This window comes from Emticicia sp., assembly GCF_049241225.1.
Lineage (GTDB): Bacteria > Bacteroidota > Bacteroidia > Cytophagales > Spirosomataceae > Emticicia.
The window spans coordinates 1-13,946 of the sequence record NZ_JBMLRC010000206.1 but is presented as its reverse complement, the minus strand read 5'-3'; the positions used below and the strand labels follow the sequence as shown (position 1 = coordinate 13,946).

Annotated in this window: 14 protein-coding genes and 1 pseudogene; all 15 read left to right on the top strand. The window is 36.7% G+C overall.

Translation table 11 applies throughout. The features are described 5' to 3' along the window. Positions 1-25 precede the first annotated feature (25 nt). Complete coding sequence (locus tag ACOVO2_RS11375) at positions 26-190, top strand: hypothetical protein (RefSeq protein WP_421770086.1); 165 nt, start codon at positions 26-28, stop codon at positions 188-190. Positions 191-359: 169 nt separating this feature from the next. Beyond that, positions 360-524 (top strand): hypothetical protein, encoded by a 165-nt coding sequence (locus ACOVO2_RS11370; RefSeq protein WP_421770085.1) that lies wholly within the window; start codon positions 360-362, stop codon positions 522-524. Between the two features lie 179 nt (positions 525-703). Continuing rightward, positions 704-871 carry a hypothetical protein gene (locus ACOVO2_RS11365; protein ID WP_421770084.1) on the top strand — a complete coding sequence of 56 codons (168 nt, stop codon included), beginning with the start codon at positions 704-706 and terminating at the stop codon, positions 869-871. 108 nt (positions 872-979) lie between these two features. Beyond that, complete coding sequence (locus ACOVO2_RS11360) at positions 980-3,076, top strand: hypothetical protein (RefSeq protein ID WP_421770083.1); 2,097 nt, start codon at positions 980-982, stop codon at positions 3,074-3,076. A 44-nt stretch (positions 3,077-3,120) separates the two neighbouring features. Then, a complete protein-coding gene (locus ACOVO2_RS11355) occupies positions 3,121-4,350 on the top strand; it encodes a hypothetical protein (protein ID WP_421770082.1) in 1,230 nt (409 codons plus the stop codon). Positions 4,351-4,646: 296 nt separating this feature from the next. Beyond that, positions 4,647-6,086: a radical SAM protein gene (locus tag ACOVO2_RS11350; RefSeq protein WP_421770081.1), complete on the top strand. Its 1,440-nt coding sequence runs from the start codon at positions 4,647-4,649 to the stop codon at positions 6,084-6,086. 20 nt (positions 6,087-6,106) lie between these two features. Then, positions 6,107-6,283, top strand: coding sequence for a hypothetical protein (locus tag ACOVO2_RS11345; RefSeq protein ID WP_421770080.1), 177 nt, complete (start codon positions 6,107-6,109; stop codon positions 6,281-6,283). Positions 6,284-6,287: 4 nt separating this feature from the next. Then, complete coding sequence (idi, locus tag ACOVO2_RS11340) at positions 6,288-6,791, top strand: isopentenyl-diphosphate Delta-isomerase (protein WP_421770079.1); 504 nt, start codon at positions 6,288-6,290, stop codon at positions 6,789-6,791. 74 nt (positions 6,792-6,865) lie between these two features. Next, positions 6,866-7,048 carry a hypothetical protein gene (locus ACOVO2_RS11335; protein WP_421770078.1) on the top strand — a complete coding sequence of 61 codons (183 nt, stop codon included), beginning with the start codon at positions 6,866-6,868 and terminating at the stop codon, positions 7,046-7,048. A 27-nt stretch (positions 7,049-7,075) separates the two neighbouring features. Beyond that, positions 7,076-7,252, top strand: coding sequence for a hypothetical protein (locus ACOVO2_RS11330; RefSeq protein WP_421770077.1), 177 nt, complete (start codon positions 7,076-7,078; stop codon positions 7,250-7,252). 28 nt (positions 7,253-7,280) lie between these two features. Next, a complete protein-coding gene (locus ACOVO2_RS11325; RefSeq protein ID WP_421770076.1) occupies positions 7,281-9,113 on the top strand; it encodes a 1-deoxy-D-xylulose-5-phosphate synthase in 1,833 nt (610 codons plus the stop codon). 5 nt (positions 9,114-9,118) lie between these two features. After that, the gene (locus tag ACOVO2_RS11320; protein WP_421770075.1) at positions 9,119-9,763 is read left to right on the top strand and encodes a hypothetical protein; all 645 of its coding nucleotides are present in this window, start codon (positions 9,119-9,121) and stop codon (positions 9,761-9,763) included. A gap of 87 nt (positions 9,764-9,850) precedes the next feature. Beyond that, positions 9,851-12,304 (top strand): outer membrane beta-barrel protein, encoded by a 2,454-nt coding sequence (locus tag ACOVO2_RS11315; RefSeq protein ID WP_421770074.1) that lies wholly within the window; start codon positions 9,851-9,853, stop codon positions 12,302-12,304. A gap of 19 nt (positions 12,305-12,323) precedes the next feature. Next, on the top strand, positions 12,324-13,271 hold the full coding sequence (locus tag ACOVO2_RS11310; protein WP_421770073.1) for a tetratricopeptide repeat protein: 948 nt from the start codon (positions 12,324-12,326) through the stop codon (positions 13,269-13,271). Positions 13,272-13,795: 524 nt separating this feature from the next. Further along, a pseudogene (locus ACOVO2_RS11305) lies at positions 13,796-13,946 on the top strand (glucose/galactose MFS transporter); the annotation flags it as partial.

The window sequence follows — 13,946 nt, the reverse complement described above, 5'->3', positions numbered from 1 at the left end:
TTCAATCTCTAAAACAATTAAAACAATGGCAAACATTACAGAAAAACCAGAAGACTTAAAAGAATTAGTAAAAGCAAAAATCGACTCATTTGATGTCGAAGAATTAGAATCTCGTTTGGAAATGGAAGGTTGGGTAGATGTGAATATCATCTGCAATCCAACTCCAATGCCAGGAGACACCATTGCCTAAGTAAAATAGGTGTCTCAACGAGCCAAATGGGGGTTTTCTCCCACAAAAAGGAGAAAAATACACCCAACTAATTGAGATTTTTCCCACACAAAACTCACGAAAATAAGTCTCAATTTTGTCTCATTAAAATTATTATTTACACATTTTCAATTTCTAAACAATTAAAACAATGGCAAACATTACAGAACAACCACAGGACATCAAAGAATTAGTGAAAGCTAAGATTGACTCATTCACAGTTGAAGAGTTGGAGTCTCGTTTAGAAATGGAGGCGTGGATCGATGTTGATATTGCTTGTGTTCCAACCCCTCAGCCAGGAGATACCCTTGCATAAGATTGATATTTACGAGGTAAGTAGTCAATAATCGATAGTAAATATCATCGTAAAATATTTAATATCAGTGCTTTATAAGGGAAGTTGTCGATTTCGTTAAAACAACTATTTAAACAACTCTCAATTTTTCGTATCAAGATTATTATTTACATATTTTCAATTTCTAAACAATTAAAACAATGGCAAACGTTACAAACAACACTCAGGATCTCAAAGAATTAGTAAAAGCTAAGATTGATTCATTCGAAGTTGAAGAATTAGAGTCTCGCTTAGAAATGGAAGCATGGTTTGATGATGTTAACGTAGTATGCGAAAATAAGGCTGCCGCAGAAGTTTCTGCTGCATAATCAAACAGAATCAAGCAACTGTAAAGCTGGTAGGATTCAAATAGAAAGATATTTGGATATTATCAGCTTTGCTTTTTTTAAACAATAACCGCCTTAATTTACACTAAAATGAATACAAATAACCTTAGCTTTGATAAGGTGATTGGCCAAACCAAAAACCATTATCAGCAATATATCAATGGGCTACCCATTGCCGAAGATTTTAAGCCTTATCTTCTCGATGATAATTTTTTTGAGAATAATCCTTCCATGTATTTGATTTACCCTAAGCTTTTTGAAGAAAAATTCCCGATTTTTTCCGATGAAAAACTAACGCTCTTGTGCATTGCAGGGTATTTGTATTATCGGTCTGTTATCGAAAATGATACAACCCTCGATAATGATGAATTACTATCAAAAAACCAGATGTTTACGGTTGTAAGTAGCATTGCACAAGAAGAAAGTATTAAAGTTTTGAGTCATCTTTTCGGGCTTGACTCTCCATTCTGGAAATATTGGAATCTAAGAAAAGGCGAATATATGAAAGGCTTACGGATGGATAAAAAATATGCTACTTTTGCCCGCTCAACCAACGATTTGATTAATTTAGAAAAGTATGAGAAAAAAAATTTCGATACCGAGGTTAGTATCGAAGAATACGAAAAAATAGCTGATTATAAATCTGCCTTCGGAAAAGTAGCGATTGATGCCACCTACTTATTATCTGGACAAAACGACCAACAGGCACACCAGCAAATGTTGGCTTCTCATGCCTTGTTTTCGGTCGGTTTTCAGTTGATGGATGATATTCATGATTTGAAAAAAGACATCCGAAATTCACAGCTCAATTATGCTATTCAATGCCTCCGAAATTATTGCTCAAATAATCAGATTGAATTTCAGAACCGAGACCCCGAACAATTACATAAGTTTTTGTATATAAGTGGAGTTGCTTCCAGCCTTTTGGAATTAGCAATTAACTATTTTGATCGTGCTTTAGCTTGCATCGAACCGTACGGACTTGTACTATGGAAAAAAGTAATAGAAGATAAAAACACTGAAGCACAGAAGATTCTAAAAGAAGTAAATGTCTATAATAAACTCGTTGATCTGCGAGTTGAATTGCGGCATTCAAAACAAAAACATCCTAACTTAAATTTTACTTTTCATAAAAACACTACGCTTTGGCATAAAATAGCCAATGATGCCCTCAAAAACTTGTTGGATGAATGGCAAAAAGACTTTGGCGAAGTGAAGCATATCATGTATTTGAGTAAAGCTGAAGGTTTTACCGGCGACAATGAATATCACATCGGAGATGTTTTTCAGCGTGCTTTAATTGCGGAATCACTTGCCGAAGTAAATCCTTTTTTTGATGATCAACTCGATTTCGTTTTAGAAAATGAAGTAAATTATCTTTTGAGCAGGCGTATTGAGCATGGAGTCGGTGGTTGGAACTATTTCCCGAGTGTTCCAGAAATTGCTCCCGATGCCGATGATTTAGGGCAAATTATTCAGGTTTTTGTAAAATCTAACCATCTGAATATCGGAAAAGAACATTTTGAAACACCAATCAAGGTTTTATTATCTGATAATTATAAGCCGAATGGAGGTTTTGAGACCTGGATTGTACCCAAAAATGACCAGTCTTTATTACAGCAACTACAAGACCTTTTCAACGAAACTAAATGGGGAAAAGGACCCGATACAGAGGTGGTGGCAAATATGCTTCATGGACTACAACTGTTAGACGAGTCGGCTTACAGACAGCAGATCATTGCTGGATGTGAGTATCTGATTAATCAACAGGAATTGACTGGGTTTTGGAAAAGTAGATGGTATTACGGGCCATTCTACGGAACTTACGTAACCATCCGAGCATTGAGTTATGCAGGTTTGGGTGAGAAAAATATTCAGAAAGCAATTGATTTTATCCTTTCTTCGCAGAAATCGAACGGCGGTTGGGGCTTTATTGATGATAAGAGCGACCCGCTCTCTACTGCTTTGGCAATGCTTTCGCTGTGTTTTGAGAGGAATGACGATAAAGTGAAAAATGCTTTACAAAATGGGATTAACTATATTCAGGGTGTTCAGAAAGCCGATGGAACTTGGGCTGCCGTTAAGTTTATAGCTCCCAAAATGAATGAACCGTACAGCAGCACTACGCTTTCATCAAGTTTTATCTTGAAGGCGGTCGTTAATGCTTACCGAAAACTATTTAGCTAAAAATCTTTTAGCCTTACATTCTTTCAATTTTCAAAAGACTTACAATGGAAAATAACTATTTATCCTCATATCCAAAGCTGGCCGCCGCCGTTGAGTTTCATGTTTTCGATGAAAAAACGTTTTTGGTGCAGCAAACCCAGTTTAAAAACCAGCTACGAGTTGGAGGATTGATATATTTCATTTTGAAATTGGCAGACGGTAAAAGGAATATTGAAGAAATAACGAAAATAACCCAGCAAACTTTAGATGTAAACGTTAGTCAGTCTGAAATCTACGAAGCCATTTATCAAGAAAAAATGAAAAAATTAGGCTTCATCGAAAGTGATTTGGTTGTGACTCAAAAGTCAGGTAGCGATTATCTAAAACTCAACGTTATTTTATTGAAAGAGCAATGGATAAAAAAAATAAGTTGGATTTTTACCCCGCTTTTTACGCCAGCTTTCTTTTATACAATGGGCGTTTCATTACTGATATTTTTGGGGTTTTGTTTTTATTTCAATCAAAACGACATTCATCCGAGCAACATAATCAAACCTTCGACCTTATTGACGATTTATGGTTTCTTGATGGTAAGTACGTTTTTTCACGAAATGGGGCATTTGGCGGCTTGTCGGAAATTTGGGGCAAATCACGGCGGAATCGGTTTTGGTTTTTATTTACTTTCACCCGTTTTTTTTGCTGATGTAAGCGATGCTTGGAAACTCCGCTCTTCACAAAGAGTGATCATGGATTTAGCAGGAATTTACATGGAATTACTGTTTGCTACCGTCATGATGGCCGTGTACTTTATTACGAAAGATACCTTTATTATTAATCTGATTTTTTTCGTTTTGTTTCATACGATCATCAATATTAATCCTTTGCTGAGATATGACGGCTACTGGGCTATTTCTGATTTGCTCAATATCCCCAATTTAAGGCAAGAAGCAAACCTTAAACTCAAAAAGAGTTTTAACTGGCTTTTGCGAAAGGAAGAAACATTGCCCATCAAAAAAGGTATTGATATCTTTTTAGTAGTCTATTCGCTGATCAGTTGGGTATTTTTGGTTTTATTCTTATTGGGGGTAATGATTGGAAGTACATCTATGCTAATCAAGTATCCGTATAACTTATACCGTTACTTTGAATATATCATTACTTCATTTCCAGACGTATCTTTCGAATGGGTAAAAGCACGTACGATTGAGTTGTTTCTTCCGACAATGTTTTATTATTTAGTATGGCAACTCTCCAAGAAACATTTGCTCAATTGGAAAGAGCTTTTCAGATTATAATTGCCCGAAAATCTTGCAGTTAAATAACCGACCTGCACCTCTCATTTACAAAAATATTTAATTAAGGTTGGTATTTTAGGCTCTCAAAACCAGTGGTTTTGCAGAGCTTTTTTTATGTTTTTCCTGTAAAAACTTAAAGTCTGGTTCTCAATTGCTATTGCTTGCTTTACGATTAGTTTTTCAAAAAACCGATTCATATAGACAATCGGCCGATTGCTATAATTTATTTCAGATGACCCAAAAAAACGCACAAATTTGATTCATCAATCTAATCAAAAGATTTAATCCAAAAGCAAATGAGAAATTATAAGTTTTCGCATTATGTCATCATTTCTGAGCCAGTCAATCTTTCAGGAAAATGTATCTTGTTTTCTACTCGCTCAGGAAAAGAACTGCTTGTTACATCCGCCGTTCTGACGAGCCTCCAAACCAATATATTGGAGGTGATTCCAGAGCCTATTTTACAAAAGTTGATTGATTATAAATTTGTAGTACCTGCCGAAGAAGATGAACTTTTGGCGATTGTAAATGAAAATAAAAATTATATATCCAACAGCACGGTTTTGTATGAGATCATTCAGCCATCGGCTATGTGTCAGTTGGGTTGTTATTATTGCGGGCAAAAGCACACAAAAGATTATGTTACAACCGATTTACAGAACCGAATCATCGCACGCATCAGAATGAAGGCAGCGGCTGGAAATTACAAAATGCTAAGCATAGGTTGGTTTGGTGCAGAGCCTTTGATGGGACTCAGCCAAATGCGAGCACTCACACCACATCTGAAAGAAATAGCTAAAGAATTCGGAATGTCGTATTCGGCAACGGTAGTGACCAACGGCCTCAGCCTAAAAGAAAACGTTTTTGAAGAACTAACTCAGGAATTAGCGGTCAATAAAATAGAAGTGACTTTAGATGGAACTGCCGAGTTCCACGACCAGCACCGCTACACCAAAAATGGCGGAAAATCTTTTGATTTGATTTTTCAGAACTTACAGAGTATCGTAAAGAAGCCAAATTACAGAGATTATAAGTGTGATATTTCGATAAGATGCAATGTGGATGAAAAAAATGATGCGGGAGTTTCGCCACTTATCCAGCAAATAGCCGACGCAGGACTAAAAAATTTGGTGAGTTTTTATGCCGTTGGAGTCTATTCTTGGGGAAATGATGCCCATAAAAAATCTTTAAGTAAAGAAGAGTTTTCACAACGAGAACTCGAATGGAATGTCGAGATGATTTCGCTCGGTTATAACAAAACCAAGGGCATTCCACCCAGAAAAAAACAAGTTTGTTTTACGGTCTCAAAAACATCCGAAATGTATGATGCTTTCGGAAATATCTACGATTGCAGCGAAACATCGTATGTGCCAGCTTACGAAAAAGCCGATTATAAAGTAGGAAAATTGCAAAAAGACCATGAAAATTTAAACCTCAAACGAAGCAATCTCAACAACTGGAATGATACACTTCTGACCGACGAGTTTCCATGCCATACTTGCAAAATGTTGCCTGTTTGTGGTGGTGGATGCCCAAAATCTTGGCATGAAGATATGAGGGCGTGTCCGTCGGCAAAATTCAATATCAAAGATAAGCTATTGCTCAGATATATGATTCTTAAAAAACAGCAAAACGAAATTTCACAGATGGAAGAAACCATCAAGTTATACCCGCAAAAAAAATGGGTGAAAGATTTTAAAGACAAAATTTTTAATAAAATTGTAGAATTAGTATAATTTCAAAAACCGTCAAAACAATGAAAAACTCTCAAGACTCAACACTGCCTTTCTCAGAAAAAGAACTAAATCTCATCAGAAAAGATTTGGCCAATCATAAAAACAAACAATCAGCTCTCAGTCTGACTCAGCTCGAAGACCGCTCAGAGGTAAAAATTTGGTCTTTCTTTGGATTGTCAATTCCTGCTATTTTCTAAGAATATGGCTCAAGTGATATTAGTCGATGAAAAAGACCAAGTGCTTGGTTTTGAAGAAAAACTAAAGGCCCATCAAGAAGGTAAATTACACCGAGCGTTTTCGATTCTGATATTTGATGACGAAGGCAAAATGCTACTCCAAAAGCGAGCCTTGGGCAAATATCATTGTGCGGGCCTTTGGAGCAATGCTTGTTGTAGTCATCCATCTCCTAACGAAACGTTGGAAAAAGCTATTCACGGGCGACTTTTGTTTGAAATGGGTTTTGATTGCACGCTCAGTAAAAAGTTAAGCTTTATTTATAAAACTCAATTCGATAATGGTCTTATCGAACACGAATTCGACCATGTATTTACGGGCATTTTTTCAGGGACACCAAACTTTAATCCAGAAGAAGTATCTGATTATAAATGGATTACAATAGATAATCTCAGGCAAGACATCGTGAGTAATCCCCAAAATTTTACGGTATGGTTTACATTGATTTGTCAAAAACTAAATCTCATATAACTATAAAACGCTAATAAATCCACACAAAAAAGCCATAAAGTCAAATTTTTATTGAACGAAAATCTATCGAAAAGATGAAAAAAGAATTGACAAACGAAGAAAAGCAAGCCATTGAAAGAAAAATGGAAGGCTTCAAAATAGAAGAACTCGAACAACGAACCGAGTTTACATCATGGACAAAAGGAAAAGACCCAGAACTTGACGAAGAAATTGATAAAGTCTTAGATGAAAACGGTTTTCCTATTAATCAGACATAAAAAATCTTTTTTTAATCAGATACGGAAATGAAAGAAAAAAAACTTCCTGAAGAAAGTGATAATAGTTACGAAAATAAACTCGAAGCCTTTAAAATTGAAGAACTCGAACATAGAATAGAATTTAAGTCATGGCTTGATTCTGATGAAACAGTCAATTACTGTTGTCGAAATGGTTTTGAAGAATGTCCTGAGTTACATAAATAATAGTTATACGTTTCTAATCGAAAAAGATATGAAAGCAACGCCTAACATTTTGTCGAGTATCAACTGCCCTGATGACCTCAAAAAACTAAGAATTGAGCAACTTCCTCAATTATGTGATGAATTACGCCAATTTATTATTGATACTGTAGCCACGCATGGCGGGCATTTTGGGGCAAATCTCGGCACTGTTGAGCTGACGGTTGCTTTACATTATGTTTTCGATTTACCGCATGACAAACTTGTGTGGGATGTCGGGCATCAAGCATACGGGCATAAAATTCTGACTGGCAGACGAGATAATTTCCATTCGATTAGGCAGTTAAATGGTATTTCGGGGTTTCCGAAGAGAGACGAAAGTATCTACGATGACTTCGGAACTGGACATTCTTCTACTTCTATTTCGGCCGCTTTGGGGATGTCGGTGGCTTCCAAGCATAAAAACGAAAACCGTCAGCACATTGCCGTAATCGGAGATGGAGCTTTGACCGCTGGACTGGCCTTTGAGGCCTTAAACCAAGTTGGCGATATTGATAATAATGTTTTAATAGTTTTCAATGATAATTCGATTTCAATCGATAGCAATGTTGGTGCTCTAAAAAAGCATTTTCAATACCTTACCGAATCCAAAGAAATCATCAGAATGCTCGCCTTAAAGCATGATACGATTTTTGATGTGATGAGTATTCCGTATGATGGCCCAGTTGATGGGCATAATGTGGGTGAGTTGGTGAAAAAATTTAGAGAATTAAAAAAAATACAAGGCCCAAAGGTGCTGCATTGTGCTACGGTAAAAGGAAAAGGCTATCAATTGGCCGAAAAAGACCAGACTTTTTGGCACGCTCCTGGTAAATTCGACCCCAAAACGGGCGAACTCAAAAAATCGCTCGTTGTGTCACAAAAACCAATCAAATACCAAGATGTTTTTGGTAGAACCCTCGTAGAATTGGCCAGAGTAAATCCGCAAATAGTAGCCGTGACGCCAGCAATGCTATCGGGTTCTTCGCTCAATATCATGAAAGACATCATGGAAAAAAGGGTTTTTGATGTCGGTATCGCTGAGCAACACGCCGTTACGTTTTCGGCAGGACTGGCCACTCAAGGTCTTACCGTTTTTTGTAGTATCTATTCCAGTTTTATGCAAAGAGCTTACGACCAGGTTATTCATGATGTTTGTTTGCAGAAACTCCCCGTAATCTTTTGCCTTGACCGTGCCGGACTCGTCGGGGCCGACGGCCCAACGCATCATGGCATCTATGATCTGGCTTATATGAGGTGTATCCCAAATATTGTGGTTGCTGCACCAATGAATGAGCAAGAGCTACGAAACATGATGTATACGTTTCAATTGCCCGAATTTCAACAAAAGGGACTTGCGTTTTCAATCAGGTATCCGAGAGGCGAGGGCGTGATGATCAATTGGGAAACCCCTTTCGATATAATTGAAATCGGAAAAGGAAGAAAGATAAAATCAGGGTATGATTTAGCGATACTTTCAGTCGGGCAAATCGGAAATGTGGTGGTTGATGCTTGCGAAGCATTAGAAAAGCAGGGAATAAGTGCGGCTCACTATGATATGCGTTTTGTGAAACCATTAGACCAAGAAATGCTACAAGAGGTTTTCGAAAATTTCGATAAAATTATCACAATCGAAGATGGTTGTCTGAATGGTGGATTTGGTTCGGCAGTTTTAGAAACTATGATACAAATGGGCTACCGACACAACATCGAAAGATTAGGGATTTCGGATGAAGTTGTGGAGCATGGTGAAACACATCAGCTATACGAACTCTGCGGAATTGATAAAAAAGCAATTATAAAATCGGCCGAAAAACTTACCAAAACATCTATTTTTCAATATTAAAGCTTATGAAAACACTTTCTACCCTCGAAATAGAGCCAGGTACGGTCAACCAATGGATTGAAGAAATCAGACTATATGAGCATCCTAAACACTCGGCAATTATCGGAGAAAGTGTTTTTGGAAGTATTTCCCACAACCTTATCAAAGAAAACCCAAACGCAGACTCAATGGTAATAAATGCCATCTCTGATAAATATTTTCAAGGTTTATTACTTACCCGAAAATACCGTCTTAAAGAGGCCTATCAACTATTTGAGCAGGCCGATACCGAACTGAACTTAAAACAACTTTTGCCTCAGTCCATCAATTTTATTAATTCTTTTGCACTTCCAGCAAAGGCGTATTTGTGCTATAAAATCAACGAGTTTCAGTTTGCAAAAAGCTATTTGATTGAAACCATCAAAGTAGATGAGGGTTTAGAAAACGATGGCTTTTCTATACTACACTACCATCGAATTCAGCAATTACACAACCTAAGCCGCATGAGTTTCAAGAAAAGCGAAAACCAAGAGGCTTTAGAGATTGCCAAGGAAATCATAGATTATTTGTGTTTGGGATATTCTCCCAAATTGATTGGACAATGGAATAGTGAGGTATTACACAAACATCCAATTTCGTTAAGGTCGGCAATGCTTTCAAACTGCAATTGAGTCTTTGCAAAGCCTGATAAATACATTCAAAATCCTTGAAATTTGGAAACAACTCTTCACAAAGTATTCTTTAAACTAAAAATTATTATGAAAAAACTTTTTTTAATGCTTTTGCTATTTTTCTTTTCAGAATATAGTCGAGCCGAAACAACAGGGGAGGAACTGCCATCGGGAAAAATCACAGGATTGACCCTTGATACAAAGGGTAATACGCTGATCTATACAAATGTTGTATTGCTTAATGCCAAAGATTCTACACTCGTAAAAGGTGCTATCGCCGACGACAAAGGCAATTTTACTTTCAATGAGGTAACGCAAGGAGAGTATATACTATGTGCAACTCAAATCGGATATAAAAAAACATACAGTAAGTCTTTTGTTATTAAGGCTGCTCAACAGCACCGTGAGGTTTTTAATCTTTCGGAAGATAGTCAGATTTTAAAGGAAGTGACGGTCACGGCTCAAAAACCTTTTATCGAACAACAACTCGACAAGATGGTTGTCAACATCAACAACAGCATAACGAATGCAGGAAACAATGCCCTTGAAGTATTAGAGAAGATTCCGGGCGTAACGATTGACAACGACAACCGATTGAATATTCAAGGAAAAAGCGGAGTTTTGATAATGATCGATGGAAGGCCTTCGCAGCTTTCAAAAAATGATTTAGGGAATTATCTGAGGGGATTTAACTCGGCAGATATTGAAAAAATTGAGGTCATCACTAACCCTTCTTCTAAATATGACGCCGCAGGAAACGCAGGGATTATCAATATTATTTTGAAGAAAAACGTTAATCATGGTATCAACGGTACCGCTGGAAGTTTTTTTAGACAAGGAATCTACAGTAGGTATGGTACAAATGCCAACATAAACATCAAACAAAAAAAATACGGCATTTATGCGGGTCATGTGTATTCTAATCGCAATGCTTACAGCCAATATGACATCGTTAGACGAATCAGCCAGCAGGAGAATATTTTATCCTTAAATCAAAACTACGAAACAGAATCACCCTATCGTTCTAATTCTGGAAGAGTAATTTTTGACTACTACCCCACACCAAAAACAACATTTAGTCTAACAGGATTTTTTATTTCAACTGTCGGAGATGTTATCGGTCAAAATACGACTATTTCTAGAACATCCGAAAAAGAGTCGTTTGTTTCCAAAAACATCACGGCATCAAATATTGGTGAAAAAATAAATAATTACGCAGTAAATGCTTATTTTAAAAAGACTTTCACTAAACCAGAGCAAGAACTCACGGCCCAATATGATAGAAATATTTTCAATCAAGCCGCCAACCAACTGTTTAATTCCGACTTTTTTGATGCCAATAACAATATAATCAGGAAAGATTTCTTGCTGGCAACCCTCCCCGCTGACGTGCTAATCAATTCTGCAAAAGTTGATTTTGTGAGCCCGATCGGAAAAAAAGGAAACCTCGAAACTGGCGTAAAATGGAGTAATGTATCGACCGATAATTTAATGCAGTTTTATAAAGATCCACAAAAAACACAAATTGATAACGATAGACTCAACGATTTTGAATACAATGAAACAGTAAATGCCGCATATATAAACTATAAGCAAGTATTTGCCCAAAAGTGGACACTTCAGACTGGACTACGTTTAGAACAAACACTCGGAAACGGACGTCAGGCAATGCCCCGTGATAGTGTGTTTAAGAGGTCATATCTAAATCTTTTTCCGACTCTTTATTTGCAACGAACCCTATCAGAGAAAGCCGTTATGAAATTGACCTACAATCGACGAATTGATAGACCAAACTATCAAGACCTTAATCCTTTTAGGTATTTTGTAGATGCTTTTACTTACAGAGAAGGAAATCCGTTTTTACGTCCGCAGTTTACAAATAAGGTTGAATTAAGCCACGTTTATCGATCTGCCCTGACTAATACTTTGAGCTATAGTGTTACGAATGACATTATTACACCCACTATTCGCCAGAATGATGCTCAATTGATTACGTATCAATCTACCGAGAACTTAGCTACGCAAAAAGTATTAGGCTTTACGAGTATTTTACCGATTCCATTGAAAAAATTTGGGGTCAGTATCAACTACATCAACGTCAGTCATAAATCTTTTGAGAGTGCTTTTCTAAACAATATTTTCACCCTCAAACGCACCACATTCACTTTCAATAGTATGAATAATATTACTCTACCCAAAAATTGGGGAGCAGAGCTAACAGGTTTTTATCAATCAAGAAGCTTCTTTGGGATACTTAACCTTGAACCAATTTGGGCAGTTTCGGCGGGTGTTCAGAAAAGCTTTTTGGATAAAAAAGCCACAGTAAAACTCAATGTTGCGGATATTTTTTGGTCAAGAATAAGTCGATTGAACCTGAAATACGAAAACCTTGATACTGAGGTCAGTAACCGCACTGACAGCCGAAGTGTAACGTTGAGCTTTAATTATAGTTTCGGCAGAAAGACAATAGCTAATCTCAACAGCCGACGCTCAGGGGTAGAAGATGAGAAAAAACGAGTAAAATTAGGGGAAGAAAAATAACTTTTAAAACTATATTACTATGAAAAATTTAATTATTGCCACTATCATTTTACTGATTTTGCAGCTATCGGCAGTAGCACAAGACAAAACACAAAAACTTTTTAATGAGCAAAAGTACGGCGAGCTACTTGCTCATTTGAAAGAATCGAAACAGAGTTCCAACGAAATTAATTATTGGTCGGCAAGAATTGCTATAAACCAAAATAAGTTTGATGAAGCCACCGATTTGCTTGAAAAATGCGTTGAAACCAATCCGAAAGAGTATAAATATCATTTTTGGTTGGGTACGTCTTATGCCCGACAAGCTACGCAAGGCAATGTATTTCAGAAGGGGCTGTTAGCTCCGAAAATTAGAAGCTCTTTCGAAAATGCCCTTGCACTTTCGCCCAATAGTATTGACGCAATGAAAGTTTTGGTTGAATTTTACCAACAAGCTCCTTCAATGATGGGAGGAAGCCCCGAGAAAGCAAAACAATTAGCTACCAGAATCAAACAGATTGATAAAGTATTGGGAGCCACTACCTTGGGTAATTTGTATGTTGCCGAAAAAGACTTACAGAGGGCAGAGGCTGAATTTATTGAGGCCGCTAATGTCGAACCGAATAATTTTAAGGTAGCTTTTCAGTTAGGCAATTTTTACATAAGAAATACACAATACAGTAAAGCTATCAGTGTATATGAGCAATTTTTGAAAACAAATCCAAAGAGCATGGCAGCCACTTATCAGATTGGCAAGATTGCTGCAATTTCGGGTACAAATCTAAATAAAGGAGAGATTTGTTTACAAAGCTATATCCGTACTCATAAACCTATTGGCGAAGACCCATCCATTGCATCGGCCATGATGCGTCTGGGGATGGTCTATGAAAAAAAGAATGAAATTGCAGAAGCAAAAAAATACTACGAATCTGCTCTTAAATTGGATAATAGTTTGAAAGAAGCAAAAGAAGCATTGGCCAAACTATAATAACAGAGTATATGAATGAGCTTGGTAGTTTGTACTATTGATTGTCTACATCACATAAAACAAACTCATAGATGTAAATGCTTTCAAACATATTATTGTATATAAAACTGTGTCAATGAGCAATTTAGCAGAAATGCTATTTTACTTTAAACACAGTTTTTTTTGTGATACATAAAGGGCTTTCTACTGCCGTGTCGATGGTTTCTATCTTGCAAGAAAGGGGTAAACAAAACTAAGAAATGGCATAATTTAGGGGTCTGGTTTGGAAATCTTAGAAAATTAGACAAGTTATTAGTTTCAAAGGTTTTGTAGAAATTATAAGTTATTATGTATCAAAGTTTAAGGTAAAAAGTATTAAAGCTCTTCGTGTTTCGATCAAAGATAAATCTTCTTTAGGCGTCTAATTTCTTCAAGGCTTGAATTAATATACTTTTTCAATCTGAAAATTTCCTTTCTGCGGCATATATCTGTATAATTGCATTAATATTCCAACCTTATACCATTACTTATTCAGTTGCCTCTCTATGAAAAACAAGTATTTTGTTCCTTTTGTATTGCTCACATCGTTGTTCTTTTTGTGGGGATTCGCCCATAATCTCAATCCGATTCTGATTCCACATCTCAAAAAAGCTTGTCAACTCACTGATTTTCAGTCGGCTTTGATTGATAGTGCGT

Bases quoted from the DNA above. Each gene is read 5' to 3' on its own strand.
- ACOVO2_RS11375 (WP_421770086.1), top strand. From the start codon at position 26: ATGGCAAACATTACAGAAAAACCAGAAGACTTAAAAGAATTAGTAAAA.
- ACOVO2_RS11370 (WP_421770085.1), top strand. From the start codon at position 360: ATGGCAAACATTACAGAACAACCACAGGACATCAAAGAATTAGTGAAA.
- ACOVO2_RS11365 (WP_421770084.1), top strand. From the start codon at position 704: ATGGCAAACGTTACAAACAACACTCAGGATCTCAAAGAATTAGTAAAA.
- ACOVO2_RS11360 (WP_421770083.1), top strand. From the start codon at position 980: ATGAATACAAATAACCTTAGCTTTGATAAGGTGATTGGCCAAACCAAA.
- ACOVO2_RS11355 (WP_421770082.1), top strand. From the start codon at position 3,121: ATGGAAAATAACTATTTATCCTCATATCCAAAGCTGGCCGCCGCCGTT.
- ACOVO2_RS11350 (WP_421770081.1), top strand. From the start codon at position 4,647: ATGAGAAATTATAAGTTTTCGCATTATGTCATCATTTCTGAGCCAGTC.
- ACOVO2_RS11345 (WP_421770080.1), top strand. From the start codon at position 6,107: ATGAAAAACTCTCAAGACTCAACACTGCCTTTCTCAGAAAAAGAACTA.
- idi (WP_421770079.1), top strand. From the start codon at position 6,288: ATGGCTCAAGTGATATTAGTCGATGAAAAAGACCAAGTGCTTGGTTTT.
- ACOVO2_RS11335 (WP_421770078.1), top strand. From the start codon at position 6,866: ATGAAAAAAGAATTGACAAACGAAGAAAAGCAAGCCATTGAAAGAAAA.
- ACOVO2_RS11330 (WP_421770077.1), top strand. From the start codon at position 7,076: ATGAAAGAAAAAAAACTTCCTGAAGAAAGTGATAATAGTTACGAAAAT.
- ACOVO2_RS11325 (WP_421770076.1), top strand. From the start codon at position 7,281: ATGAAAGCAACGCCTAACATTTTGTCGAGTATCAACTGCCCTGATGAC.
- ACOVO2_RS11320 (WP_421770075.1), top strand. From the start codon at position 9,119: ATGAAAACACTTTCTACCCTCGAAATAGAGCCAGGTACGGTCAACCAA.
- ACOVO2_RS11315 (WP_421770074.1), top strand. From the start codon at position 9,851: ATGAAAAAACTTTTTTTAATGCTTTTGCTATTTTTCTTTTCAGAATAT.
- ACOVO2_RS11310 (WP_421770073.1), top strand. From the start codon at position 12,324: ATGAAAAATTTAATTATTGCCACTATCATTTTACTGATTTTGCAGCTA.